This is a genomic window from Nocardioides glacieisoli (assembly GCF_004137245.1).
Lineage (GTDB): Bacteria > Actinomycetota > Actinomycetes > Propionibacteriales > Nocardioidaceae > Nocardioides > Nocardioides glacieisoli.
This window is the reverse complement of record NZ_SDWS01000004.1, coordinates 354607-379183: the sequence shown is the minus strand read 5'-3', so window position 1 is coordinate 379183 and position 24577 is coordinate 354607. Positions and strand designations below refer to the sequence as shown.

Sequence of the window (24577 nt, the reverse complement as noted above, 5' to 3'; positions counted from 1 at the left end):
GGTAGCTCCACACCTCACTCGGAGGTCTTCGTCATCGCCAAGCAGAAACGCCGTACCTAACGTCCGTGGTCAGAACATCTAGGTCGTGGCACCCGTGCGCGCCGACTGTGGCAGTTCCTGGCGGTGCTGGTGGCTCTGGTGAGCTCACTTGTTGTGCACGCCACGACTGAAGACGAGCCCGACCCAACTTCCGGCTCGGCCTCAACTTCCGGCTCGGCCCAGGACCCGTGGACCCTGTTGTGGAGTGACGATTTCGAGGGGGACGCTGGCACGCCGCCCAAATGGTGAGTATTGGAGCCACGAGATCGGCGGTAGCGGGTGGGGCAATGAGGAGTTGCAGTACTACACCGACAGCGCAGACAACGCCGCCCTCGACGGGGAGGGCCACCTGGTCATCACGGCGCGAGAGGTCGACCCGGCCACGACCGACCTGAAATGCTGGTACGGCCCGTGCACCGTCACCTCGGCGCGGCTGATCACAGCGGGCAAGCAGGAGTTCACCTACGGGCGTATCGAGTCCCGAGTCAAAGTGCCCGCTGGGTCCGGCTCGTGGCCGGCACTGTGGATGCTCGGCGCCGACTTCGGTGAGGTCGGGTGGCCCCAGACTGGCGAAATCGACATCATGGAGTTCGTCGGTCGGGAGCCGGACCAAGTTTTCGGGACGATTCACGGCCCCGGCTACGCAGGTGGGGAGTCGTTCAACGGCTTCCTCGACATCGGCCGCCCCGTGGCCGAGGACTGGCACGAGTTCACGGTGGAGTGGTCACCGCAGAAGATCGTCTGGGCGGTCGACGGCGCAGTATTTCATCAAGCTTCACCGACCGATGTCGCGCCCCATGAGTGGGTTTTCGACCACCCGTTCTTCTTGCTGGCGAACCTCGCCGTCGGCGGCAACTTCGGAGGCGCCCTCGCGGCCGACGTGGTGTTCCCGGTCTCGTTCACCATCGACCATGTTCGTGTCTACCGGGCGTCGGGAGACCCGAGTTGATGGCACGGCGATCTCCCGTTCCGACCCGGGGGCGTGAGGTCGACTCTGGGTCGGCTCGCGCCGCGTCCGAGAGACGACGTGACGCTGAGCGCCGCCTTCTTCACTGCCAGCGCGGCCAGGTGGTCCGATGCAAGGGATGTTGCAGGCCATGACGCAGCGACGACGGCGACCACCTGCCCGCCGTCCAGGACGGGGGCGGCGCAGACCCAGTCGCCGCCATCCTGCACGGCGGTCCTGGTAAGTACCCCTCCGGAGCGGACATGACGCACCCAGGAGTGCACATCTGCGCGGCCGAACAATCCGTTGCGGACGTGCTCTGAGGCCACAACTGCGTCTACCTCGTCGTCGGTCAAGCCTGCCATCAGCACCAACCCCACCAACGGGCAGTCCTTGAGCTCGATCCTGGTCACCATTCGCATGCCTCGTGACCGCAGGCCGAAGACCGCACCATCGCGCCACACGGCCATCATCGACTCGGCCCCAAAGCTTTGGTCCAGCCTGCGCAGGACGGGCATCCCCGCGGTCACGAGCCGGTCCGAGGCGAGCACCGCAGATGCGTAGGAGAGCCATACCCAACTCAACCGGAAGCGGCCACTCGAGTTCACCCTGTCGAGGAGCCCGATCCCAGCCAGCGTCGCGAGGAGCCGATGGGCATGAGACTTCGACATTCCGAGCGCTCGCCCGACACCGGCGGCACCCCATTCGGGGCGTCACTGGTGAAGAGGGCAAGCACCTCGCCGGCGTGCTGTACCCCGCTCACCGTCTGCATGTGTTGACCTCCGCACCCGAAGCGCCAAGAGGACGAGAAGCCTTTGGTTGAGTCGCCAGCTGGGGCTCGCCAGCGCTGTGAAGAGGTACCCAGTCCATGCTCACGCCACCCTCCCAAGATGGGGTTCACTTTCTATGACCGCCCGAGGCGGCGGGATTCATCAAGGGTCCATGGCGCGGCGGGCCGCGCCCTAGCAACGGCTCGTGAGTTCAGGACCCGGTCAGCCACAGCCCTAGGGGCGTGATGAGCGCACCGAGGAGGAGCCACCACGACAGGATGCGGCGGTGGTGGATCGCCCGCGCGGCTGCGATCGAGATGACTCCGACGATCCCGGCGAGGACGTTGAGGCCGATGACGGCGCCCGGCCCCGGGTCGTCGAGTGCCCAGGCGCCGAGGATGAAGCCGGCCGCCAGGTGCAGGAACGTGATAACGGCCAGCGTAGACATGACCCACTGCTGTACGTGGATCAGCTTGCGTTCGGCGTCGGGGTCGTAGACGGGACGGGGTGCATTGGGGTCCAGGAGGTGGCTGCGGCGCTTGGCGGGCCGCGACTCTTGCGGGGTGGAGCTGCTCATGGCGGGGTTTCTTCCCAGTGGGTAGTCGGTGGTGGCGATCAGATCTCGATCGGTACGCCGATGAGGGAGCCGTACTCGACCCAGGAACCGTCGTAGTTGCGCACCGCAGGCTGCTCGAGCAGCTCGTGAAGGACGAACCAGGTGTGAGCGCTGCGTTCGCCGATGCGGCAGTAGACGATCGTCTCGGTGCCGTCCAGCGGGGCGCCGGCGGAGCCGTAGAGGGTCCGCAGTTCGTCGTCGGACTTGAACGTGCCGTCGTCGTTGGCTGCCTGCGACCACGGGACATTGAGTGCGCCGGGGACGCGTCCTCGGCGCTGTGGCTGCTCTTGGGGCATGTGCGCCGGCGCGAGGATCTCACCGGAGAACTCCTGCGGGGACCGCACGTCGACGATGGTGGTACCCGTGCCGAGAGCCGCCACCACGTCGTCGCGGTAGGCCCGCAGGCTCTGGTCGGCGTCGCGGGCGACGTAGTGGGTGGCCGGTCGGGTCACCTCATCGGCGACCAGGGGTCGGCCCTGCAGCTCCCAGGTCTTGCGGCCGCCGTCGAGCAGCTTGACGTCGGAATGGCCGTAGAGCTTGAAGTACCAGTACGCGTAGGCGGCGAACCAGTTGTTGTTGCCGCCGTACAGGACCACGGTGTCGTCGGTGGCGACACCCTTGTCGCTCAGGAGCTTCTCGAAGCCTACCCGGTCGATAACGTCGCGGCTGTGCGGGTGCTGCAGTTCGGTGCGCCAGTTCAACGCGATGGCGCCGGCGATGTGGTCGACGTCGTAGGCGTTGGTCTCCTCGTCGACCTCGATGACGACGATGCCGTCGTCGCCGAGGCGCGGCTCGAGCCAGTCGGGGGTGACCAGGGCGGTAGCGCGGCTCATGCTTCTCCAATGCTTGGTGGGACATCCCTTGCTAGAACAACGGTTGGTAGGCTACGGGTATGCCCGAAGCTGCATGCAATCCATCTCACATTGAGGACCTCGACCCCCTGGCGCTGGAACGTCAGGTCTGCTTCGCGCTGGCAGTCGCCTCTCGAACCGTCATCTCGGTGTACCGACCGGTCCTTGAACCATTGGGGCTCACCCACCCGCAGTACCTGGTGATGCTGGCGCTGTGGGGTGAGCAACCGCTGTCGGTGACCGACTTGAGCCGCCTGCTCGATGTCGATGCCGGCACCCTGTCTCGTCTCCTCAAGCGCCTCGAGGCAGCAGACCTCATCGTCCGCCGGCGCGACCCCGCAGACGAGCGGTCGCTGGCCGTCACGCTGACCTCGAAGGGGACGTCGCTGCGGCAACAAGCGCTCAAGGTGCCCATCGAGGTCGTCCAACGTCTCGGCATGAGCCTCGATGACCTCCACGCCATGCATGCCCAGCTCACTGGCGTGATCGCAGCAGCGAAACTCGCCGCGTCCTAGCCGCGACTTGCCCCGGACGAACGACCTACGAGACGTTGAACGAGCGTCCTGGCGAGGCCAAGGACGATGAGTACGAAAAGATGGTCAACCGAGAGACCGTGGTGTTCTCCCGAACGTTTGACCAACCTCGATTGGCCCACCGCACGAGTCGCCGACGACCTCAGAGGCGAAATCCAACGACTCAAGGAGACGTCGTCGGCTCCACTGCGCACCGTGGGCAGTCCGACGCTTGTGCGCCAACTGATCGACGCATCCCTCGTCGACAACCTGCTGCTGGTCACCTTCCCCTTGTTCCCCGGACCTGCGGGTCGGGAGTTGGGCCTTCACCGACATCGCCTCCACCGACCTCGACCTCATCGACCACAAGGTCCTCGACGGTCAGATTCTGGTCACGACCTACCACCCGACGGGAAACGACATCCCACGAGGCCGACCTTGCGCACCGACGCCGCACCATTGGTGGCGCGAGCGCGGGGTGCACAACACGAACGGTCTGCGATGCTCCGAAACGGAGCGCCCCATGACGATCCCGCACCGGGTCGCTCCGCGAGCCCATCCCGTTGCGGGATCTGACCCCCGGCGTGTCGGTGGCTTTACGTTTCGTTACGGTTCGGCCAATCCGTAGAGCGATGCAGAAGCTCTCCTCGGATCTTCGAACGCCGCGTAGTTGGTCCCTGACGCTCGTGAGGCGTCGTCGAGCTGACATCGAAGACGTAGTTCTCCAGCGATGATATCGTTGTGGCGATATCGGAGGTGATCGTGATGGAGCAAATTCTGATCCGCAACCTTCCTGCGGGGACCAAGGCGGCGCTGCGCAAGCGTGCCAAGCAGAGCCACCGGTCTGTGGAAGCCGAGGCGCGCGACGCGTTGACCAAGGCACTGGTCGACGAGCCCGTCACGATCGTCGACCTGCTGGGCACGGACGAGGGTGCTGACATTGACTTCGAGCCCGCACGGCTGGGGCTGACGGCTCGCTCAGCGCGCCTGTGAGGTACCTGCTGGACACCAACGTGGTGTCCGCGCTTCGGGTCCGCGGGCGAAACCCCGCGGTAGAAGCCTGGGCCACGTCGGTGCCGATCGGCGACCAGTTCGTCTCGGCGTTCACCGTCGCTGAGATCGAGCGCGGCGTTGTCGCGAAGGAACGCACCGACGAGAGTCAAGGCGCGGTCCTGCGCCGCTGGTTTGAGGACAACGTGCTGCCCGCGTTCGCGGACCGGGTGCTGCCGTTCGACTTGCCTGCGGCGCGGATCCTTGCTGGCTATCGCGTTCCCGAACACGCGCCATGCGACGACGCTCTCATCGCGGCGATTGCGCAATCGGCGGGGATGTCGGTGGTGACGCGCAACGTCCGACACTTCGAGCCCCTCGGGGTGCCAGTCCTCGATCCGTGGCACCCGCCGCCACCCGAGGACTGACCACGGGGCCCGCAGGCAGCAACAACGGGACTTGCCGCGAGCAGTAGGCCTCGAAACGTTCGGAGCGGCCCTGGTCGTGGTGAGTGATGATCAGGGTCTTGCGGACGTTGGGGGAGAGGCGCTGGCTGAGGGGTCGTGCTGTGCGTTCTGCGCTGCTCGATGCCCGAGCCGGGCCGCAGCCGGCGTCCGGCCGGGTCCATCACGGGAGGTGCGCCATGAGCGCCCTACTTGTCGGGTACGCCCGATGCTCCACCGATCAACAAGACCTGACCGCCCAACGAGACGGGCTCCTCGCCCTCGGTGTCGAGGCTGAACGGATCTACGTCGACCACGGACTAACTGCAATACCGTTCAATTAGATCCTGGCTGCCTGGTCGGGTCGTCGGTCCGGTTGGGGCCAATCGCGGTGGCGGCATCGTTTGACGTGCCAGCGGGTGTACTTGCGTTTGATGACGCGGGGGTTGGCTCGGGGTCGCCGCCTGGGGAGGAGTCGGCGGACCAGTTCGCCGATGGCGTGGCGCCACAGCCGCGCGAGGGCGTCAGGCGCGTGAGGGGGAAAAAGCGCCCTGCTGGGCGATCGATCTGCGTGAGATCCGCAGCGCGGCGACGAACGAGACGCGGTCGGGGTCGCGGCCGGCGTGGTCGGCGGCGTGGAGCATCAGGGTCCGGATCGCGTAGTGGCAGCACAGGTGCCCCCAGATCTCCTGGGTCACCAGGTCGGGTGACTTCGAGCGCAGCACCGCACGCGGCCCGCGTTGGTGGGTCTTGAGCTCGTCGAAGGCAGTCTCGATCTCCCAGCGCTGCGCGTAGGCCGCGGCCAGTTCCGCGGCCGGCGCCTGGGCGGGGTCGAGGATCGTGGTGAGCAACCGGTAGGGGCCCTTGGGTTCGCGGCCGTCCTGGATCGTGTACTCGATGACCCGGACCTGGAGCGGGTGCTGGCGTCGTCGGTCGGCGACCGAGTCGAAGACCTCGGCCAGCCAGGACCCGTCAAAGAGGTCCTCCACGGGCTCGAGCTTCAGGTTGTCCTTGACCCGCCACAGCAGATCCGCCCCGGTGGCACGGGCGTTGTGCCAGGCGGTGAAGCTGTAGAAGCCCCGATCTGCCAGGCACAACATCCCCGGGGTCAGCCTGGGCAACAGGTCGCCCGACAAGGCGTTCTCCGAAGTCGTGTACGGCCCGATCACGGCCTCGAACATCGCATGGGTGCCGCACTCAGCCAACGCGACCACCCGCGCCTGAGGGAACGCCGAGCGTTCGCCCTTCATCACCCCGGGACGACCGAAGTGAGAGTCGTTGGCGGGCGTGTCAGCCAGGTCCAGACACGTCCCGTCGATCGCGACCAGCCGCCGACCGGCCAGCCAACAGCCCGGCGTGTCCTGCTCGGCCAGCGGTTCGGCGACCCTGTCGAAGAGCAACGCCATGGGCTCGGATCCCAGCCGGTCCCGAGCATGGGAGATCGCCGCCTTGTTGGCCAACCTGGCCGAACCCTCCTCGCGGTGCGCCCACGCGATCCCATCCGAGATCAACGCCAGCACGTCCTCATAGGAGCCTTCCGAATGCAACGCCATCCCCATCGCGAAGTACGCCATCGAGCGGGCCGGCAACGACCGCCGCCGCTGCTCGGTACGGCCACATTCCGCGATCACAGCGTCCACCACCTCGGCGGGGAAGACCTTCATCAACAAACCCACCGACACCAGATCCGGCAACCTGCGATCCGACTCGGGCTTCCTCCAACCAGAACGGGGCATACCCCCAAACTACACGCCTGTAACCCTAATTGAACGGTATTGGGACTAACTGGTACCAACCGCGAACGCCCCGGCTTACGCGAGGCGCTCGCCGCCTGCCGGGCGGGGGACACGTTGGTCGTCACCAAGCTGGACCGATTGGCCAGGTCCCTGCCCGATGCTCGCGCGATCGCTGACGAGCTCACCGCCCGGCAGATCAGTTTGAGTCTGGGCGGGTCTGTCTATGACCCGACCGATGCGGTCGGGAAGCTGCTGTTCAACGTCCTGGCCATGGTCGCGGAGTTCGAGTCCGACCTCATCCGGCTTCGCACCGTCGAAGGCATGAAGGTCGCCAAAGCGAAGGGCCGACTCAAGGGCAAGCAGCCAAAGCTGAGCCGCAAGCAGGAGGCGCACCTCGTGTCACTCGTGCACAGCGGCGACTACAGCACCCTCGAGGTAGCCGAACTGTTCGGCATTGGACGGTCGACCGTGTACCGCGCCATCGAGCGCCAACGCGTCGCGGCGAAGGCCGATCTTGCTGACACGTCCACAAGACGGTGATTCCCAGTTCGTTGGCGTCCCGCTATCGACACCTAAGCGGGACGCCGACGAGCCGAACTGACCAGGGTTGGCTTCGAACAGCAGTCTCCCCAGAGGGGGTTCCGCTTGGGGGACGTGTCGTCCTCTCCCGGCGCACTCTCAGCCGATGTCCGTATCTCAGTCCGTGAGCCCAGCCTCTCAGATCGGAATACGGACCTCACCACCAATATCGACACGGCCAGCGTTCAGCTTGGAGTGGCAAGCCGCTGACGTGTCGGCATGGGTGGTGCCTACGAGGCACTCTCGACATCCCGGCCGCCTAGCCCCGGCGGCGCTACCGGTTTCGAGTTCGATGGTGTGCACCATCTTCGTCGCACTGTGGTGGTGCACACCCGTCGAAAGTCCGCCGGCAACCCGGCCGGGGGGTCAGACCACGCCGAGGGCGAGCATTGCGTCGGCGACCTGGGTGAAGCCACTGATGTTGGCGCCGGCCACGTAGTCGCCCGGTACGCCGTACTCCTCGGCCGTCATGACGCAGCGCTCGTGGATGCCTGCCATGATCTCAGCCAGCCGCTGCTCGGTGTGCTCGAAGGTCCACGAGTCGCGGGACGCGTTCTGCTGCATCTCCAGCGCACTCGTCGCGACACCGCCTGCGTTCGCGGCCTTGCCAGGGGCGAAGAGCACGCCGGCTTCGGTGAGTAGGTCCACCGCATCCGGCGTGGTCGGCATGTTGGCCCCCTCGGCGACCACCTGGACGCCGTTGCCGACGAGGGCCTTCGCCGCGTCCACCGGCAGCTCGTTCTCGGTGGCACAGGGCAAGGCGACGCTGCAGGGGACGTCCCAGATCGATCCGCCGGACACGAACGAGACGGCGCTGCCCTTGATGTCGGCGTACTCGCTAATTCGACCGCGGCGGACCTCCTTGATCTCGCGCAGCAGGCCGACATCGACTCCGGCCTCATCGACGACGTAACCGGAGGAGTCGGAGGCCGCGACCACGGTACCCCCGAGTTGGTGCACCTTCTCGGTGGCGTAGATAGCCACGTTGCCGGAGCCGGACACGACGACACGTTTGCCGTCGAAGGAGTCTCCTCTGGCGGCGAGCATCTCGTTGACGAAGAAGACGGTGCCGTACCCGGTCGCTTCGGTACGGGCGTGGGAGCCGCCCCAGGTGATCCCCTTGCCGGTGAGTACGCCGGCCTCGTAGCGGTTAGTGATCCGCTTGTACTGTCCGAACAGGTAACCGATCTCACGACCGCCGACACCGATATCACCGGCCGGCACATCGGTGTACTCGCCGATGTGACGGTACAGCTCGGTCATGAAGGACTGGCAGAAGCGCATGACCTCGCCATCGGAGCGTCCCTTCGGGTCGAAGTCCGAGCCTCCCTTGCCGCCGCCGATCGGCATACCGGTGAGAGCGTTCTTGAAGATCTGCTCGAAGCCGAGGAACTTCACGATCCCGAGGTAGACGCTGGGGTGGAAGCGCAGCCCGCCCTTGTACGGCCCGAGCGCGGAGTTGAACTCGACGCGGAAGCCGCGGTTGATCTGCACCTCACCGGAGTCGTCGACCCACGGGACGCGGAAGATGATCTGGCGCTCAGGCTCGCAGATGCGCTCGATGATCGAGGCATCAACGTACTCAGGACGCTTCTCCACCACGGGGCTCAGGCAGCTGAGCACCTCGAAGACCGCTTGATGGAACTCAGTCTCTCCCTGGTTACGGCGCAAAACGTCGGCGTACACAGGTTGAAGCGCAGCGTGCAACGTCTCCATAGATCGTCCCTCCTTCAGATGAAGCCTCACCCTAGGTCAGCACGCCGACCACCCGGGGGTGCTCGTAGCGGATGGGCTCCCCGGTTGCCCGGTCGATGTGGCTGAGCCGATTGACTCGGCAGCGCACCAGGACCCGTGGACTGTGGATGGCGGGAGGCCGAGTCGTCCGCCGATCTGAACCGGCCCGAGCCTGTACCGCCATCGCAACCGAACGATTTCTTGCGTCAGTCGATCGGGGGTCTTGTTCGTGCTGCGGTGAGGACGGCTGGACCGATCGGCCCTCCCGCGCTGGTCACGCTCCGCCCGAAAATCGTCAAGCGGTCAGGACCTGCTCGTAATGCTCGACGGTGGGAAAGGGCTCATAGAAGTGGTGCAGCAACTGGCGCCACTGCTGGTAGTCCTGCGAACCGCGAAAGCCCACGGTGTGGTCCTCCAGGCTGTCCCATTCCACGAGCAGCAAGTAGGTGCTCGGGCGCTCCAGGCACCGCGACAATGTCAGGCTCCTGAAGCCGGGCATGCGCACAATGATCTTCTTGGCTTGCCTGAAGGCGGCCTCGAAGTCATCCTCGTGGCCCGGTCTGACCGGCAGGAGCGCATGCTCGAGAGTCACTTTGCAATGGTCGCAGCCGTCGCCGTAGGCCCAGCGGTCAGGGGTGCGGCCCCGCGCGACGTCAACACTCCCGTCTCACAGAGGGATCCCGCACTGGCACGCTGTGCTCGGCAAGCCAGGGTCTCGACCGGACCAACCCCAGGCGCGGCATGTGCCCTGTCCTGCCGTTCCCCTACGCTCGCGTCCATGCCGATCCGTCTCGTCGCCACCGATCTCGACGGCACGTTGCTGCACGACGACCTCAGTGTGAGTCCCCGCACTCGAGCCGCGCTTGATGCTGCACGGGCCGCGGGCGTTCAGGTTGTCCCGGTGACTGCGCGACAGCCGATCGGACTTCGTCAGATCGCCGAGGAAGCCGGGTTCGATGAGTGGGCGGTGTGCTCCAACGGCGCCCTGGGTGTGCACCTGACAAGTGGCGAGGTCATCTTCGAGCAGACCGTTGGAGTGGCGGTGCAGCGCCGGCTCGCGTCGGCGTTGAAGCCGCTGGTGGATGGCCTGTTGTTTGTGAGCGTCCGCGACGGGGGCGAAGGGTTCGTGCCGCAACAGGGATACACCGCGATCGCCGCCGATCGTGACCACAAACGAGACGTTGCGACCATGGGCAGCCACACGCTGGAGGAGGTGCTGGCCGAACCGAGCCTAAAATTGATCGTGCGGCACCCGGACCGTCCGGTCGACGAACTCCTCGACATCGTCCGCGGGGCAGGGGTAGCGGGCTTTGCTGCGACCCACTCCGGTGCGCCCTTCGTGGAGGTCATGGCAGAGGGGATCAGCAAGGCGTGGGGCATCGCCCGCCTCTGCGACCGGTTAGGCATCACAGCCGAAGAGGTGCTGGCCTTCGGCGACGCACCCAACGACGCCGAGCTGCTCGCGTGGGCCGGCCGCGGAGTGGCTGTGGCCAACGCGAGCGCTGCAGCGCTGGCGGCCGCAGACGAGATCAGTCCCTCCAACGAGGAGGACGGGGTGGCTCAGGTGCTCGAGAAGCTGCTGCTCCAGCAGTCGGTCGTGATACCGACGGCGTAGGCGATCCGCCTGACTGTCGGCGGATTGTGCAGACCCCAACTCGGACAGCCGCCCCGCATAGCTGTCAAAGGTGCGCGGCTCTTCCAGACATGAAGTGCGTCCGCATCCCGCGAGCCGATCCCCAATCGTGACGGACTGGCTGTGGTGATTGTCGCCGTCGGGCTGGAGCCGGCCCGGCGCACGCGGGAACTGAACATCGCGCCAGCCGTGGCCACTCGCGGCCAGACTGCCGCCTTGGGGAGTGAGGGCGGACGACAGGAGACCGCCACAAACCCCAGGAGGGTCACCATGTCCGCCACCATCACCCGAAGACTCGTCTCGATCAACGATGCCGCCGATGCACTCGCCGTCTCGACGCGGACGGTCCGCCGCTACATCGCCGACGGCCAGCTCGACGCCGTACGACTCGGCCGCAAGACGCTGCGGATCAAGGTCGACTCCATCGAGCGCTTCATCGACGCCCGGCCGATCGGGAACTGGCGGTGAGCTGTGACAGAACGGGCCAGAAGGGGCGATTCCTTGTTCCACGCATGTTCCCCGAAACGGAAAGAGCCCCTCAAAAGGGGCTCTGACCTGCGGTTTCTCTGTGGGCGATACTGGGTTTGAACCAGTGACCTCTTCCGTGTCAAGGAAGCGCGCTACCGCTGCGCCAATCGCCCAGGTCTTGAGTTTCAGTGCTGTTGTGACTGCGTGCGAGGTGGGTACGGGATTTGAACCCGTGTAGACGGATTTGCAGTCCGTTGCCTCGCCTCTCGGCCAACCCACCGTGGAGGTTCCGTCTTGACGGGGGAGACCTTCCGAGCGGACAACGAGACTCGAACTCGCGACCTCAACCTTGGCAAGGTTGCGCTCTACCAACTGAGCTATGTCCGCCTGCATTTTCGGCCCGTTCGTGCGGCCTCAAGTGCGAGTGGAACAGTAGTACATGGCTTCGGCGGGGCCAAAATCGCCCCCCGCTCCGGGTGTCACTCGCGCCCCTAGAGTGACTCCATGCGCGCATGGCTCAACGGTGACCTGCTGGCCGATCCGACCCAGGGGGCGGTCGCGGTCACCGACCACGGCTTCACCGTCGGCGACGGGGTCTTCGAGGCCGTCAAGACGCTGGCCGGCACTCCGTTCGCGCTGACCCGCCACCTCGAGCGGCTCGAGCGCAGCGCCGCCGGCCTCGGGCTGCCCGCGCCCGACCTCCACGACGTACGACGGGGGGTGGAGGCGGTCACCGGGGACGATCCCATCGGTCGGCTCCGGATCACCTACAGCGCCGGGCCGCACCCGATGGGGTCGGGTCGCGGCGGCGGTCCGCCGACGCTGGTCGTGGCCTGGAGTGCCATCGACGTGGCGCCCAGCGAGACGACGGTCGTCACCGTCCCGTGGACCCGCAACGAGCACGGCGCGACCGCCGGCCTCAAGACGACGTCGTACGCCGACAACGTGATCGCGCTCGCCCACGCGGTCGAGCGGGGCGGGAGCGAGGCGGTCTTCGCCAACACCGCCGGCAACCTCTGCGAAGGAACCGGCACCAACGTCTTCTACGTCGTCGACGGCGAGCTGCGCACACCCACCCTCGCGTCGGGCTGCCTGGCCGGCGTCACGCGCGCGCTGGTCATCGACTGGTGCGGTGCCCGCGAGGTGGACGAGCCGCTGACCGAGGTCCTGGCGACGGCGAGCGAGGCGTTCCTGGCGTCGACCACCCGCGACGTCCAGGCGATCGCCCGCTGGGACGACCGCGACCTCCCGTCGCCGGGTCCGGTCACCGCGCAGTGTGCGGAGACGTGGCGCGCCCGCGAGGCTGAGAGCATGGACCCATGAGTCAGCTCGACCCGGCCATCCACGACCGCCTGCGCCACACGGCCGAAGGCCTGGTGCCGGTCGTCGTCCAGCAGCAGGGATCCGGCGAGGTGCTGATGCTCGCGTGGGTCGACGACGAGGCGCTCGTCCGCACCATCGACACCGGGCGGGCGACCTACTGGTCGCGCTCGCGCCGGGAGTACTGGGTCAAGGGCGACACGTCGGGGCACGAGCAGCACGTGAAGGAGATCCGCCTCGACTGCGACGGCGACACCCTGCTGTTCGTGGTCGACCAGGTCGGCGCGGCGTGCCACACCGGAGACCACACCTGCTTCGACGCCGACGTCGTGCACCGCGTCGATGGCTGAGCCCGCTCCCGACAGGCGGCGGAGCAGCTTCGGGCCCGTCGTGCTCGTCGGCCTCGCCTCGGCCGGTCTCGCTGCCGTGGCCGGGAGCAAGCCGTGGGTCTCGGGGGAGTCCGGGGGCGTCCGTTCCGACGACGGTGGCGCGATGAACTCGATCCTGGCCCTCGACAGCGTGGCGGAGTCGCCGCTCGCAGCAGCCCTCTCCCTGGTGGTGCTCGCGTGCTGGGGCGTCCTCCTCGTCACCCGCGGCCGCTTCCGCAAGGCGATCGCGGTGCTGGCCCTGATCGCCGCGCTGGGACTGGTGGCTGCCACGGTGGAGGCGTTCTCCAACCTCCCCGACGCACTGGCCGACGCACTGCTCGAGGTCTCCGGTGTCGACACGGTGTCGACCAGCCTCACCGCGTGGTACCCCGTCGCGCTGCTGGCCGCACTCGCAAGCGTCGCCACCTCGCTGGCCGCCGTCCGGCTGGTCGGGTCGTGGCCCGAGATGGGCACGAAGTACGACGCCCCGACGGGCGCGCCGGGTGCCGACGACACGGCGACCGAGGAGCCGCCGACGGAGAACATCGACATCTGGAAGGCCCTCGACGAGGGACGCGACCCGACCGCCTAGACTTCCGCGCAGCACTCGCCCCACGGATGTACTCGGTAGACGAAGGAGCCCCACGATGGCTGCAGGCCACGGCAACACCCCCGCTGCATGGACCGCCGTCGGCGTCGCGATGCTCGGATTCGTCGTGGGCAGCATCGCGCTGCTGCAGACCCCGGCCCAGATGACCCTGCTCTGGATCGGCATCATCATCGCCGTCGTCGCCTTCCCGCTCTTCCTCGTGCTGTCGAAGCTCGGCTTCAACACCTCCGAGCACTGATCTCCGGCGCCACCGCGCCCAGTCCGACCGCTGGGCACCGCCCCCGGGCGGGCTGGTGCCGGGTGAGAGGCTGAACGCATGCCTGCGACCGGTTCCGTGCTCGACGACATCGTCGCCGGGGTGCGCGAGGACCTCGCCCGCCGCGAGGCCGCGCTCCCGCTCAACGAGCTGCTGGCCCACCTCGCCGAGGCGCCCGCGCCCCGCGACCCGATGCCGCACTTCCGCGCCCGCGGCTCGAGCGTCATCGCCGAGGTGAAGCGACGCAGCCCCAGCAAGGGCGACCTGGCCGACATCCCGGACCCCGCGGCGCTCGCGACGGCGTACGCCCGGGGCGGCGCAGCCGCGATCTCGGTGCTCACCGAGGAGCGCCGTTTCGGTGGCAGCCTCGACGACCTGCGCACCGTGCGGGCCGCCGTCGACACCCCGCTGCTGCGCAAGGACTTCATCGTCGAGACCTACCAGCTCGTCGAGGCCCGCGCCGCCGGCGCCGACCTGGCCCTGCTGATCGTCGCGGCTCTCGACGACGACACCCTGCGCCGCCTGCACGACGAGGCCTCCGAGCTCGGCCTCACCGTCCTGGTCGAGGTGCACGACGAGGACGAGGCGGAGCGGGCCCAGGCGCTCGACGCCGAGCTGATCGGCGTCAACAGCCGCAACCTCAAGACCCTCGAGGTCGACCCCGACGTGTTCGGGCGCCTCGCCCCGCAGATCCACGCCGACGTGGTCAAGGTGGCCGAGAGCGGCATCACCGGCGTCGCCGACGTGGAGCGCTTCGTCGGCGAGGGCGCCGGCGTGGTCCTGGTCGGCGAGGCACTGGTCAAGGACGGCGACCCCGAGGCCGCCGTACGCGCAATGACAGGAGTGACAGCACCGTGAGCCAGCAGGTCCAGCAGCAGGGACGGTACGACGCGGACGAGCGCGGCTACTTCGGCGGCACGTGGGGCGGGCGCTTCATGCCCGAGGCCCTCGTCGCCGCCCTCGACGAGCTGACCGACGCCTGGCACGAGGCGATGGCCGACGAGGCGTTCGTCGGCGAGTTCGAGCGGGTGCTGCGTGACTACGCCGGCACGCCGAGCCGGCTCTACCACGCGGAGCGGCTGTCGAAGAAGGTCGGCGCCCGCGTGCTGCTCAAGCGCGAGGACCTCAACCACACCGGTGCCCACAAGATCCGCAACGTGATGGGCCAGGCGCTGCTGACCAAGCGGATGGGCAAGACGCGCGTCATCGCCGAGACCGGTGCGGGCCAACACGGTGTCGCGAGCGCGACGGCTGCGGCCTACTTCGACCTCGACTGCACCGTCTACATGGGCGCCGTCGACACCCGCCGCCAGGCGCTCAACGTCGCGCGCATGCAGCTGCTCGGCGCCAAGGTCATCCCGGTCGAGTCCGGCAGCGCGACGCTCAAGGACGCCATCAACGAGGCGCTGCGCGACTGGGTCGCCAGCGTGGACCACACGGCCTACCTCTTCGGCACCGCGGCCGGGCCGCACCCGTTCCCCAGCATGGTGCGCGACTTCTGCCGCGGCATCGGCGACGAGGCGCGTGCGCAGTGCCTCGAGCAGTACGGCGTCCTGCCGGACGCGGTCGCGGCCTGTGTCGGCGGCGGCTCCAACGCCATCGGCATCTTCACCGCGTTCCTCGAGGACGAGGGCGTGGAGATCCACGGCTTCGAACCCGGCGGCGACGGCGTCGAGACCGGCCGCCACGCGGCCACCATCCACGCCGGCGAGGCAGGCGTGCTCCACGGCGCCCGCACCTTCGTCCTCCAGGACGCGGACGGCCAGACGGTCGAGTCGCACTCGATCTCCGCGGGCCTCGACTACCCGGGCGTCGGACCGCAGCACTCGCTGCTCGCGGCGACCGGCCGAGCGACGTACACGCCCGTGACGGACGCCGAGGCGATGGACGCGATGGCCCTGCTCAGCCGCACCGAGGGGATCATCCCGGCCATCGAGTCGGCCCACGCGATCCACGGTGCGATCGAGGTCGCCAAGCGGCTCGGTGCCGAGAAGGGCCCCGACGCGACGATCATCGTCAACCTGAGCGGCCGGGGCGACAAGGACATGGGCACGGCCATCGAGTGGTTCGGGCTGGGCGACGCCGACGAGGGCCCGGAGGCCGACCTCGACCAGACCGAGACGGTGACCCAGCAGTGACCTCGACGAGCACCGCCTTCGAGAAGGCACGGGCAGAGGATCGCGCGGCCCTCATCGGCTACCTCCCGGCCGGCTATCCCACGGTCGACGGCTCGATCAGGGCCATGCAGGTCATGGTCGAGGCCGGCTGCGACGCCATCGAGATCGGCCTGCCCTACAGCGACCCGGTGATGGACGGACCGACGATCCAGGCCGCCGCGCAGGCAGCGCTCGACGGCGGCGTGCGCACGGCCGACGTGCTGCGCGTGGTCGAGGCCGTCGCCGGCACCGGCGTGCCGACCCTCGTGATGACCTACTGGAACCCCATCGAGCGCTACGGCGTGGAGCGCTGGGCCACCGACCTCGCGGCCGCCGGGGGAGCGGGCATGATCACGCCCGACATCACCCCCGACCACGGCGCGGAGTGGATCGCCGCCGCCGACGCCCACGACCTCGACAAGGTCTTCCTGGTCGCGCCGAGCTCGACCGACGACCGCATCGCGATGACCGCGCGCGAGAGCCGCGGGTTCGTCTACGCAGCCGCCGTCATGGGCGTCACGGGCGCCCGCGAGGCCACCTCCGACCTCGCCGGTCCGCTCGTGCGGCGCGTCCGCGCGACCGGCGACGTCCCGGTCGCGGTGGGCATCGGCGTCAGCACCGGCGACCAGGCCGCCGAGGTGGCGGGCTTCGCCGACGGCGTCATCGTCGGGTCCGCGTTCGTGCGCGCGCTGCTCGACCACCCGGGCGACGAGGCTGGCGGCCTCGACGCGCTGCGTGCGCTCACCACCGACCTCGCCGAGGGCGTCCGGCGTGCCCGGACGTAGGCGCAGCGGCAGGGCACTCGTCCCTGCTGCCCTCCTGGTGCTGCTGGCCGGGTGCGGCGGCTCCGGGAGTGCCGGCTCGGCGGACTTCACGGGCACCCGTCTGGACCCCGACCCGTTCGTGGTCTCCTCGACACCGCTGGTCGACACCGAGGGGACGGCGTACAGCCTCACCGAGGACACCGACAAGGACCTCACCCTGGTCTTCTTCGGCTACACCAACTGCCCGGACATCTGCGGTCAGGTGATGGCGACGCTCGCCGGCACCCTCGCCCGCCTCGACGACGGGCAGAAGGAGCGGCTCGACGTCGTCTTCGTGACGACCGATCCCGCGCGCGACGACGAGGCGACGGTGGCGAAGTACGTCGACGCCTTCGACCCCAGCATCATCGGCCTCACCGGAGACCTCGACGACATCATCGAGGTCGGCCGGAGCATGGCCGTCGGGGTCGACCAGGGCGAGAAGCTCCCCAGCGGCGGCTACGAGGTCACCCACGGCACGCAGGTCATCGCGATCGACTCCGACGACGAGGCCCCGGCCTACTGGAAGGCCGACGTCTCGCAGGCCCAGCTCGCCCACGACGTCACCGCCATTCTCGACGGGTTGCTGGAGGAGGGATGATGCTGCCCATGCTTGACGTGCTGCAGTCGCCGATGGTGACGCTGATGTCCATCCCGAGCCCGTCGGAGGGCGTGTGGCACCTCGGCCCCGTGCCGATCCGGGCCTATGCCCTCTGCATCATCGCCGGCATCGTCTTCGCCATCTGGCTCGGCGAGCGCCGGTGGGTCGCGCGCGGCGGGCAGCCCGGCGAGGTCAGCGACCTCGCGATCTGGGCGGTGCCGTTCGGCCTCGTCGGTGGCCGGCTCTACCACGTCATCACCGACTGGCAGCTCTACTTCGGCGAGGACCAGAACCCGATCACGGCGCTGTACGTCTGGCGCGGCGGTCTCGGCATCTGGGGCGCGATCGCCCTGGGCATCGTCGGGGTGTGGATCGGCGCACGGGTGCAGGGGATCAAGCTGCTGCCGATGCTCGACGCCCTGGCGCCGGGCGTGCTGGTCGCGCAGGCGTTCGGCCGGTGGGGCAACTGGTTCAACCAGGAGCTCTACGGCCGACCCACCGACCTGCCGTGGGGGCTCGAGATCGACCCGAACCTCGACGACGGCGTGCGTTCGCAGTTCGGTCCTGACGTCCTCTTCCACCCGACGTTCCTCTACGAGTGCCTGTGGAACCTGGCGGCGTTCGCCGTCCTGATCTGGCTCGACCGCCGCTACAAGCTCGGCCACGGCCGGGTCGCCGCCCTCTACGTGATGCTCTACACCGCCGGTCGCGGCTGGATCGAGTACCTCCGCATCGACACCGTCCAGATGAACGACGTGCTGGGCCTGCGGCTCAACGTGTGGACCTCGATCGTGCTCTTCGTGCTGGCCGCCGCCTTCTACGCCTGGTCGTCGCGCCGGCACCCGGGGCGCGAGGAGGTCGTGCGCACCAAGCCCGTCGAGGACAGTGACGAGGGCAGTGCCGACGACGACGACGCGGACGCGTCCGAGGACCGCGCCGACAAGCACGAGACGGCCGGTCCCACGGCCTGAAACGGTGCTCCCCGGCGGCTTTCGCCGGTGATAGGTTCCGTCGTGCTCGGGCCAACGTCGTCCCCAGCGGATCCGCCCACCACCTCGTCTGCCCACGAGCCCAGCGTGATTGGGACTCGCGAGCGGCGGAGACGACGACGGGAGAACCAGTGTCCTCGACACACGAGTTCCCGCCTGGCTTCCCTGCTCCGCAGGGGCTCTACGACCCGCGCCACGAGAAGGACGCCTGTGGCGTCGCGATGGTGGCCACGCTGACCGGCGAGGCGAGCCACGACATCGTGGCCAAGGCGCTCACGGCGCTCCGCAACCTCGACCACCGCGGCGCCGCCGGCGCCGAGGTCAACTCGGGCGACGGCGCGGGCATCCTGCTCCAGGTCCCCGACGCGTTCCTGCGCGAGGTCGTCGACTTCGACCTGCCCAGCGCCCGGGCGTACGCCGTCGGCACCGCCTTCCTGCCGGGTGACGCCGACGAGGTCGCCGACACCCGCCGTCGCATCGAGGAGATCGCCGAGGAGGAGGGCCTCGCCGTCCTCGGCTGGCGCGACGTGCCGGTCGACGACTCCACGCTCGGCGCGACCGCGCGCAGCGTGATGCCGACCTTCGCCCAGCTCTTCGTGGCCGGCAAGGCCTCGCGGGTCAGCGGGATGGCCCTCGAGCGGATGGCGTTCTGCCTGCGCAAGCGCGCCGAGTCGGCCACGCGCGTCTACTTCCCCTCGCTGTCCTCGCGCACGCTGGCCTACAAGGGCATGCTCACGACCGACCAGCTCGACCGGGTCTTCCCCGACCTCACCGACGAGCGCGTCGCCTCGGCGATGGCCGTGGTGCACTCGCGCTTCTCCACCAACACGTTCCCGAGCTGGCCGCTGGCGCACCCGTTCCGGTTCATCGCGCACAACGGCGAGATCAACACCGTGATGGGCAACCGCAACTGGATGCGCGCCCGCGAGGCGCTCCTGGAGAGCGACCTGATCCCGGGCGACCTCGAGCGGCTCTTCCCGATCTGCACGCCCGGCGCCTCGGACTCCGCGTCGTTCGACGAGGTGCTCGAGCTGCTGCACCTCGGAGGGCGCTCGCTGCCGCACGCGGTGCTGATGATGATCCCCGAGGCGTGGGAGAACCACCGGGAGATGGACGCCAAGCGCCGGGCCTTCTACTCGTTCCACTCGACGCTGATGGAGCCGTGGGACGGCCCCGCGTGCGTCGTCTTCACCGACGGCACCCAGATCGGTGCGGTGCTCGACCGCAACGGCCTGCGTCCCTCGCGCTACTGGGTCACCGACGACGGCCTCGTCGTGCTGGCCTCCGAGGTCGGTGTGCTCGACCTCGACCCCGCGACGATCGTGCGCAAGGGTCGCCTCCAGCCGGGCCGGATGTTCCTCGTCGACACCGAGGAGCACCGGATCATCGAGGACGAGGAGGTCAAGAGCCAGCTCGCCGCGGAGCACCCCTACGACGAGTGGCTGCACGCCGGCCTGATCCACCTCGACGACATCGACGACCTCGAGCACATCGTGCACACGCACGCCTCGGTGACCCGCCGCCAGCAGATCTTCGGCTACACCGAGGAGGAGCTGCGGGTCCTGCTGAGCCCGATGGCCAACACGGGCGGTGAAGCGCTCGGCTCGATGGGCACCGACACGCCCATCGCCGCGCTGAGCGACAAGCCGCGACTGCTCTTCGACTACTTCTCCCAGCTGTTCGCCCAGGTGACGAACCCGCCGCTCGACGCGATCCGCGAGGAGCTCGTCACGTCGCTGAGCGGCTCGATCGGCCCCGAGGCCAACCTGCTCGACCCGACGCCCGCGTCGTGCCGCCAGATCGTGCTGCCGTTCCCGGTCTTCTCCAACGACGACCTGGCCAAGATCCGCCACATCAACCGCAACGGCGACATGCCGGGGTTCCAGGTCCACATCGTCCGTGGGCTGTACGACGTCGCGGGAGGCGGCGAGGCGCTCGCCGACCGGCTCGACGAGCTGTGCGCCGAGGTGTCGGCCGCGATCGCCGAAGGCGCCCGGATCATCGTGCTGTCCGACCGCCACGCCACCGCCGACCTGGCGCCGATCCCGTCGCTGCTGCTCACCGGTGCGGTCCACCACCACCTCGTCCGCGAGAAGACCCGCACCCAGGTCGGGCTGCTGGTCGAGGCCGGCGACGTCCGCGAGGTGCACCACGTCGCGCTGCTCGTCGGCTACGGCGCGGCCGCGGTCAACCCCTACCTCGCGATGGAGTCCGTCGAGGACCTCGCCCGCGAGGCCTACTACGTCAAGGTCGACCCCGAGAAGGCCGTCGCCAACCTCATCAAGGCGCTCGGCAAGGGCGTGCTCAAGGTGATGTCGAAGATGGGCGTCTCGACCGTCGCGTCCTACACCGGGGCCAAGATCTTCGAGTCCGTCGGCCTGTCCCAGTCGGTCATCGACCGCTACTTCACCGGTACGACGTCCAAGCTCGGCGGCATCGAGCTCGCGACGATCGCCGAGGAGGTCGCGCGCCGGCACGCGGTGGCGTACCCCCGCGGTGGCATCTCGCCGGCGCACCGCGAGCTCACGATCGGCGGCGAGTACCAGTGGCGTCGCGAGGGCGAGCCGCACCTCTTCGACCCCGAGACGGTCTTCCGGCTGCAGCACTCGACCCGCACCGGCAGCTACGACGTCTTCAAGCAGTACACCGACCGGGTCAACCAGCAGTCGCAGCGACTGATGACGCTGCGCGGCCTCTTCGAGTTCAAGGAAGGCGTCCGCGAGCCGATCGACATCGAGGAGGTCGAGCCGGTCTCCGAGATCGTCAAGCGCTTCTCGACCGGGGCCATGTCCTACGGCTCCATCAGCCAGGAGGCGCACGAGACCCTCGCGATCGCGATGAACCGGCTGGGCGGCAAGTCCAACACCGGTGAGGGCGGCGAGGACGCCGACCGGTTGTACGACCCCGAGCGGCGCTCGTCGATCAAGCAGGTCGCCTCGGGCCGCTTCGGCGTGACCTCGGAGTACCTCACCAACGCCGACGACATCCAGATCAAGATGGCGCAGGGCGCCAAGCCCGGCGAGGGCGGCCAGCTGCCCGGCCACAAGGTCTACCCGTGGGTGGCCAAGACCCGGTACTCGACGCCCGGCGTCGGCCTGATCAGCCCGCCGCCGCACCACGACATCTACTCCATCGAGGACCTCGCGCAGCTGATCCACGACCTCAAGAACGCCAACCCGGCGGCGCGCATCCACGTGAAGCTCGTCTCCGAGGTCGGCATCGGCACGGTCGCGGCCGGCGTCTCCAAGGCACATGCCGACGTGGTGCTCGTCTCCGGTCACGACGGCGGCACGGGAGCCTCGCCGCTGACGTCGCTCAAGCACGCCGGCGGCCCGTGGGAGCTCGGCCTCGCCGAGACCCAGCAGACCCTGCTGCTCAACGGCCTGCGCGACCGGATCGTGGTGCAGGCCGACGGCCAGCTCAAGACCGGTCGCGACGTGATGGTCGCGGCGCTGCTCGGTGCGGAGGAGTTCGGCTTCGCCACCGCGCCGCTCGTCGTCAGCGGCTGCATCATGATGCGGGTCTGCCACCTCGACACCTGTCCGGTGGGCGTGGCCACGCAGAACCCGGTGCTCCGCGAGCGCTACAGCGGCCAGGCCGAGCACGTCGTGAACTTCTTCGAGTTCATCGGCCAGGAGGTGCGCGAGCTGCTGGCGCAGCTGGGCTTCCGCAGCCTCGACGAGGCGATCGGCCAGGTCGGCACGCTCGACGTCGCCGAGGCGATCGACCACTGGAAGGCCTCCGGGCTCGACCTCGCGCCGATCCTCCACCAGGCCTCGCGGCACGGTGAGTTCGGCCAGTTCGAGGACCAGGACCTGCGCAACACCAAGACGCAGGACCACGGCCTCGACAAGGCGCTCGACAACGAGCTGATCGCGATCGCCCGGCCCGCGCTGGAGTCGGGCGAGCCGGTCCGCGCCCAGGTGACGATCCGCAACGTGAACCGCACGGTCGGCACGATGCTCGGCCACGAGGTCACCAAGCGCTACCGCGGCGAGGGGCTGCCCGAGGGCACCATCGACATCACCCTCACCGGGTCGGCGGGCCAGTCGTTCGGCGCCTTCGTCCCGAGGGGGATGACCCTGCGGCTCGAGGGCGACGCCAACGACTACGTCGGCAAGGGCCTCTCCGGAGGCCGGATCATCGTGCGGCCAGACCGGGCGGCGACCTTCGACGCGGCCGAGCAGATCATCGCCGGCAACACGATCGGCTACGGCGCCACGTCGGGGCAGATCTTCCTGAGCGGTCGTGCGGGGGAGCGGTTCTGCGTGCGCAACTCCGGTGCCAGCGCGGTCGTCGAGGGTGTGGGCGACCACGGCTGCGAGTACATGACCGGCGGCGTCGTCGTCGTGCTCGGCCCCACGGGGCGCAACTTCGCGGCCGGCATGTCGGGTGGCTACGCGTTCGTGCTCGACCTCGACGAGGACCGGGTCAACCCCGAGCTCGTCGAGCTCGCGCCGGTGACCGGCAAGGCTGTCGACGAGCTCAGGTCGCTCGTCGAGCAGCACGCCGAGGAGACCGGCTCCGAGGTCGCGGCGACCCTGCTCGCCGACTGGGACTCGTCGCTCGCGCGCTTCACCGAGGCGATGCCGAGCGACTTCAAGCGCGTCCTCGAGGCTCGTGAGGAGGCCCTCGAGGAGGGCCTCGACGAGGACGAGGCCAACGCCCGCATCATGGAGGTGCTGCATGGCTGACCCGAAGGGCTTCCTCAAGAACGGTCGCGAGGTCGCCTCGCGCCGTGAGGTCGCCGAACGCGTCAACGACTGGGACGAGGTCTACCCCGACGGCATCGGCCGGGCGCTGCTGCCGATCATCAACACGCAGGCCGGTCGCTGCATGGACTGCGGCATCCCGTTCTGCCACCAGGGCTGCCCGCTCGGCAACATCATCCCCGAGTGGAACGACCTCGTCTGGCGCGACGACTGGGACGGCGCGATGGACCGGCTCCACGCGACCAACAACTTCCCGGAGTTCACCGGGCGGCTGTGCCCCGCGCCGTGCGAGACCGCCTGCGTCCTGGGCATCAACCAGGACCCGGTGACGATCAAGAACGTCGAGGTCTCGATCATCGACCGTGCGTGGGGCTCGGGCTACGTCCGGCCGCAGCCGCCGGAGTGGCTCTCGGGCAAGACCGTCGCCGTGATCGGCTCCGGCCCCGCCGGGCTGGCCGCCGCCCAGCAGCTGACCCGCGCCGGGCACACCGTCGCGGTCTACGAGCGCGCCGACAAGATCGGCGGGCTGCTGCGCTACGGCATCCCCGAGTTCAAGATGGAGAAGAAGCACCTCGACCGGCGCCTCGACCAGATGCGCCGCGAGGGCACCGTCTTCCGCGCCGGCGTCAATGTCGGCGCCGACACCCTCACCGGACCCCAGCTGCTGGCCCGCTACGACGCGGTGGTGCTGGCGATGGGTGCGACCCAGGCCCGCGACCTGCCGGCCACGGGACGCGAGCTCGGTGGCATCCACCAGGCGATGGAGTTCCTGCCGCAGGGCAACCGTGCCTCGCTCGGCGAGGAGGTGCCGGACCAGATCGTCGCGACCGACAAGGACGTCGTGATCATCGGCGGTGGCGACACCGGCGCCGACTGCCTGGGCACCTCGATCCGCCAGGGAGCCCGGTCGATCACGCAGCTGGAGATCATGCCCCGCCCCGGCGAGGACCGGCCCGCCGGCCAGCCGTGGCCGACGTACCCCATGACCTTCAAGGTCTCCTCGGCCCACGAGGAGGGCGGCGACCGGATGTACGCCGTCTCGACCCAGGAGTTCGTGGGCGACGCCGACGGCAACGTCGCCGCGCTGCGCCTGGTCGAGGTCGACGCGAAGTTCCAGCCGGTCGAGGGCACCGAGCGCGAGATCCCCGCGCAGCTGGTGCTGCTCGCGATGGGCTTCGTCGGCCCCGAGCAGCCCGGCCTGATCGAGCAGCTCGAGGTGGAGCTGGACGAGCGCGGCAACGTGAAGCGCGACGAGTCGTACGCCGCCTCGGTGCCCGGCGTCTTCGTCGCCGGCGACGTGGGCCGCGGCCAGTCGCTCATCGTATGGGCGATCGCGGAGGGCCGCAGCGCCGCCGCGTCGGTGGATGCGTACCTCACCGGCTCGACCACGCTGCCCTCTCCGATCAAGCCGCACGAGCGCCCGCTCGTCGTCTGAGTCCGCGAAA

The 24577-nt window shown here is 68.8% G+C and carries 25 protein-coding genes, 3 tRNA genes and 2 pseudogenes; 20 read left to right on the top strand and 10 right to left on the bottom strand.

Features of this window, described 5'->3' with window-relative positions:
- The first annotated feature begins 244 nt into the window (after positions 1-244).
- Positions 245-988, top strand: coding sequence for a glycoside hydrolase family 16 protein (locus EUA06_RS11625; protein ID WP_165354362.1), 744 nt, complete (start codon positions 245-247; stop codon positions 986-988).
- Here the strand turns inward: EUA06_RS11625 and EUA06_RS23370 are convergent.
- From EUA06_RS23370 to EUA06_RS11610, 3 genes and pseudogenes are all read right to left on the bottom strand, one after another.
- A pseudogene (locus EUA06_RS23370) lies at positions 961-1683 on the bottom strand (helix-turn-helix domain-containing protein); the annotation flags it as partial. The gene EUA06_RS11625 and the pseudogene EUA06_RS23370 sit on opposite strands and share 28 nt — an antisense overlap.
- Positions 1684-1966: 283 nt before the next feature.
- Positions 1967-2332 (bottom strand): hypothetical protein, encoded by a 366-nt coding sequence (locus EUA06_RS11615; protein ID WP_129475683.1) that lies wholly within the window; start codon positions 2330-2332, stop codon positions 1967-1969.
- Between the two features lie 38 nt (positions 2333-2370).
- Positions 2371-3204, bottom strand: coding sequence for a sulfurtransferase (locus EUA06_RS11610; protein WP_129475681.1), 834 nt, complete (start codon positions 3202-3204; stop codon positions 2371-2373).
- Between the two features lie 59 nt (positions 3205-3263).
- Here EUA06_RS11610 and EUA06_RS11605 point away from each other — a divergent pair, with 59 nt between their 5' ends.
- The 5 genes from EUA06_RS11605 to EUA06_RS23310 all read left to right on the top strand — a co-directional run bounded on the left by EUA06_RS11605 (position 3264) and on the right by EUA06_RS23310 (position 5511).
- Positions 3264-3737 (top strand): MarR family winged helix-turn-helix transcriptional regulator, encoded by a 474-nt coding sequence (locus EUA06_RS11605; protein WP_129475680.1) that lies wholly within the window; start codon positions 3264-3266, stop codon positions 3735-3737.
- A gap of 66 nt (positions 3738-3803) precedes the next feature.
- Positions 3804-4310: a dihydrofolate reductase family protein gene (locus EUA06_RS23365; protein WP_129475678.1), complete on the top strand. Its 507-nt coding sequence runs from the start codon at positions 3804-3806 to the stop codon at positions 4308-4310.
- A gap of 189 nt (positions 4311-4499) precedes the next feature.
- Complete coding sequence (locus EUA06_RS11595; protein ID WP_129475763.1) at positions 4500-4727, top strand: FitA-like ribbon-helix-helix domain-containing protein; 228 nt, start codon at positions 4500-4502, stop codon at positions 4725-4727.
- On the top strand, positions 4724-5152 hold the full coding sequence (locus tag EUA06_RS11590) for a type II toxin-antitoxin system VapC family toxin (RefSeq protein WP_129475676.1): 429 nt from the start codon (positions 4724-4726) through the stop codon (positions 5150-5152). Before EUA06_RS11595 ends, EUA06_RS11590 begins: the two co-directional genes overlap by 4 nt.
- Before the next feature lie 86 nt (positions 5153-5238).
- The gene (locus EUA06_RS23310) at positions 5239-5511 is read left to right on the top strand and encodes a recombinase family protein (RefSeq protein ID WP_340640791.1); all 273 of its coding nucleotides are present in this window, start codon (positions 5239-5241) and stop codon (positions 5509-5511) included.
- A gap of 180 nt (positions 5512-5691) precedes the next feature.
- Here EUA06_RS23310 and EUA06_RS11580 read toward each other — a convergent pair whose 3' ends face one another.
- Complete coding sequence (locus EUA06_RS11580) at positions 5692-6903, bottom strand: IS4 family transposase (RefSeq protein ID WP_129475674.1); 1212 nt, start codon at positions 6901-6903, stop codon at positions 5692-5694.
- A gap of 39 nt (positions 6904-6942) precedes the next feature.
- On the opposite strand from EUA06_RS11580, the gene EUA06_RS11575 reads away from it, so the two are divergent.
- Positions 6943-7443, top strand: a complete 501-nt coding sequence (locus EUA06_RS11575; protein ID WP_207208313.1) for a recombinase family protein — start codon at positions 6943-6945, stop codon at positions 7441-7443.
- Between the two features lie 405 nt (positions 7444-7848).
- Here the strand turns inward: EUA06_RS11575 and gdhA are convergent, their stop codons facing one another.
- The 3 genes and pseudogenes from gdhA to EUA06_RS11560 all read right to left on the bottom strand — a co-directional run bounded on the left by gdhA (position 7849) and on the right by EUA06_RS11560 (position 9808).
- Entirely contained in the window at positions 7849-9189 is a 1341-nt protein-coding gene (gdhA, locus tag EUA06_RS11570; protein WP_479724672.1) for an NADP-specific glutamate dehydrogenase, read from the bottom strand.
- Positions 9190-9253: 64 nt separating this feature from the next.
- Positions 9254-9477: pseudogene (locus EUA06_RS23010) on the bottom strand (IS481 family transposase); the annotation flags it as partial.
- Between the two features lie 34 nt (positions 9478-9511).
- Positions 9512-9808 (bottom strand): antibiotic biosynthesis monooxygenase family protein, encoded by a 297-nt coding sequence (locus EUA06_RS11560; RefSeq protein WP_129475670.1) that lies wholly within the window; start codon positions 9806-9808, stop codon positions 9512-9514.
- A gap of 186 nt (positions 9809-9994) precedes the next feature.
- On the opposite strand from EUA06_RS11560, the gene EUA06_RS11555 reads away from it, so the two are divergent.
- Positions 9995-10831 (top strand): HAD family hydrolase, encoded by an 837-nt coding sequence (locus EUA06_RS11555; protein ID WP_129475668.1) that lies wholly within the window; start codon positions 9995-9997, stop codon positions 10829-10831.
- Positions 10832-11119: 288 nt separating this feature from the next.
- Entirely contained in the window at positions 11120-11317 is a 198-nt protein-coding gene (locus tag EUA06_RS11550; protein ID WP_129475666.1) for a helix-turn-helix domain-containing protein, read from the top strand.
- Between the two features lie 101 nt (positions 11318-11418).
- Here the strand turns inward: EUA06_RS11550 and EUA06_RS11545 are convergent.
- From EUA06_RS11545 to EUA06_RS11535, 3 genes are all read right to left on the bottom strand, one after another.
- Positions 11419-11490, bottom strand: a tRNA-Val gene (locus EUA06_RS11545).
- A gap of 36 nt (positions 11491-11526) precedes the next feature.
- Positions 11527-11597: transfer RNA gene (locus tag EUA06_RS11540), tRNA-Cys, on the bottom strand.
- A gap of 34 nt (positions 11598-11631) precedes the next feature.
- A tRNA-Gly gene (locus EUA06_RS11535) sits at positions 11632-11704 on the bottom strand.
- Between the two features lie 117 nt (positions 11705-11821).
- Between EUA06_RS11535 and EUA06_RS11530 the strand changes: the two genes are divergently transcribed.
- The 11 genes from EUA06_RS11530 to EUA06_RS11480 all read left to right on the top strand — a co-directional run bounded on the left by EUA06_RS11530 (position 11822) and on the right by EUA06_RS11480 (position 24567).
- Positions 11822-12640, top strand: coding sequence for an aminotransferase class IV (locus EUA06_RS11530; RefSeq protein WP_129475664.1), 819 nt, complete (start codon positions 11822-11824; stop codon positions 12638-12640).
- On the top strand, positions 12637-12987 hold the full coding sequence (gene hisI / locus EUA06_RS11525; protein WP_129475662.1) for a phosphoribosyl-AMP cyclohydrolase: 351 nt from the start codon (positions 12637-12639) through the stop codon (positions 12985-12987). The genes EUA06_RS11530 and hisI overlap by 4 nt, the downstream gene beginning before the upstream one ends.
- Complete coding sequence (locus tag EUA06_RS11520; RefSeq protein WP_129475660.1) at positions 12980-13597, top strand: Trp biosynthesis-associated membrane protein; 618 nt, start codon at positions 12980-12982, stop codon at positions 13595-13597. The genes hisI and EUA06_RS11520 overlap by 8 nt, the downstream gene beginning before the upstream one ends.
- 55 nt (positions 13598-13652) lie before the next feature.
- Positions 13653-13853, top strand: coding sequence for an HGxxPAAW family protein (locus EUA06_RS11515; protein ID WP_129475658.1), 201 nt, complete (start codon positions 13653-13655; stop codon positions 13851-13853).
- Between the two features lie 78 nt (positions 13854-13931).
- Positions 13932-14729, top strand: a complete 798-nt coding sequence (trpC, locus tag EUA06_RS11510) for an indole-3-glycerol phosphate synthase TrpC (RefSeq protein ID WP_129475657.1) — start codon at positions 13932-13934, stop codon at positions 14727-14729.
- Entirely contained in the window at positions 14726-16009 is a 1284-nt protein-coding gene (gene trpB, locus EUA06_RS11505) for a tryptophan synthase subunit beta (protein ID WP_129475655.1), read from the top strand. The genes trpC and trpB overlap by 4 nt, the downstream gene beginning before the upstream one ends.
- Complete coding sequence (gene trpA / locus EUA06_RS11500; protein ID WP_129475653.1) at positions 16006-16812, top strand: tryptophan synthase subunit alpha; 807 nt, start codon at positions 16006-16008, stop codon at positions 16810-16812. Before trpB ends, trpA begins: the two co-directional genes overlap by 4 nt.
- Complete coding sequence (locus EUA06_RS11495; protein ID WP_165354360.1) at positions 16799-17431, top strand: SCO family protein; 633 nt, start codon at positions 16799-16801, stop codon at positions 17429-17431. Before trpA ends, EUA06_RS11495 begins: the two co-directional genes overlap by 14 nt.
- An 8-nt stretch (positions 17432-17439) precedes the next feature.
- Positions 17440-18402, top strand: coding sequence for a prolipoprotein diacylglyceryl transferase (gene lgt, locus EUA06_RS11490; protein WP_242498100.1), 963 nt, complete (start codon positions 17440-17442; stop codon positions 18400-18402).
- Positions 18403-18551: 149 nt separating this feature from the next.
- On the top strand, positions 18552-23114 hold the full coding sequence (gene gltB, locus EUA06_RS11485; RefSeq protein ID WP_129475649.1) for a glutamate synthase large subunit: 4563 nt from the start codon (positions 18552-18554) through the stop codon (positions 23112-23114).
- Positions 23107-24567 (top strand): glutamate synthase subunit beta, encoded by a 1461-nt coding sequence (locus EUA06_RS11480; protein WP_129475647.1) that lies wholly within the window; start codon positions 23107-23109, stop codon positions 24565-24567. The genes gltB and EUA06_RS11480 overlap by 8 nt, the downstream gene beginning before the upstream one ends.
- The last annotated feature ends 10 nt before the right edge of the window (positions 24568-24577 follow it).

Excerpts from the sequence above, each read along its gene's own strand:
- EUA06_RS11615 (WP_129475683.1), bottom strand. The coding sequence starts at position 2,332 with ATGAGCAGCTCCACCCCGCAAGAGTCGCGGCCCGCCAAGCGCCGCAGC.
- EUA06_RS11610 (WP_129475681.1), bottom strand. The coding sequence starts at position 3,204 with ATGAGCCGCGCTACCGCCCTGGTCACCCCCGACTGGCTCGAGCCGCGC.
- EUA06_RS11605 (WP_129475680.1), top strand. The coding sequence starts at position 3,264 with ATGCCCGAAGCTGCATGCAATCCATCTCACATTGAGGACCTCGACCCC.
- EUA06_RS23365 (WP_129475678.1), top strand. The coding sequence starts at position 3,804 with ATGAGTACGAAAAGATGGTCAACCGAGAGACCGTGGTGTTCTCCCGAA.
- EUA06_RS11595 (WP_129475763.1), top strand. The coding sequence starts at position 4,500 with ATGGAGCAAATTCTGATCCGCAACCTTCCTGCGGGGACCAAGGCGGCG.
- EUA06_RS23310 (WP_340640791.1), top strand. The coding sequence starts at position 5,239 with ATGATCAGGGTCTTGCGGACGTTGGGGGAGAGGCGCTGGCTGAGGGGT.
- EUA06_RS11580 (WP_129475674.1), bottom strand. The coding sequence starts at position 6,903 with ATGCCCCGTTCTGGTTGGAGGAAGCCCGAGTCGGATCGCAGGTTGCCG.
- EUA06_RS11555 (WP_129475668.1), top strand. The coding sequence starts at position 9,995 with ATGCCGATCCGTCTCGTCGCCACCGATCTCGACGGCACGTTGCTGCAC.
- EUA06_RS11550 (WP_129475666.1), top strand. The coding sequence starts at position 11,120 with ATGTCCGCCACCATCACCCGAAGACTCGTCTCGATCAACGATGCCGCC.
- EUA06_RS11530 (WP_129475664.1), top strand. The coding sequence starts at position 11,822 with ATGCGCGCATGGCTCAACGGTGACCTGCTGGCCGATCCGACCCAGGGG.
- hisI (WP_129475662.1), top strand. The coding sequence starts at position 12,637 with ATGAGTCAGCTCGACCCGGCCATCCACGACCGCCTGCGCCACACGGCC.
- EUA06_RS11520 (WP_129475660.1), top strand. The coding sequence starts at position 12,980 with ATGGCTGAGCCCGCTCCCGACAGGCGGCGGAGCAGCTTCGGGCCCGTC.
- EUA06_RS11515 (WP_129475658.1), top strand. The coding sequence starts at position 13,653 with ATGGCTGCAGGCCACGGCAACACCCCCGCTGCATGGACCGCCGTCGGC.
- trpC (WP_129475657.1), top strand. The coding sequence starts at position 13,932 with ATGCCTGCGACCGGTTCCGTGCTCGACGACATCGTCGCCGGGGTGCGC.
- lgt (WP_242498100.1), top strand. The coding sequence starts at position 17,440 with ATGCTTGACGTGCTGCAGTCGCCGATGGTGACGCTGATGTCCATCCCG.
- EUA06_RS11480 (WP_129475647.1), top strand. The coding sequence starts at position 23,107 with ATGGCTGACCCGAAGGGCTTCCTCAAGAACGGTCGCGAGGTCGCCTCG.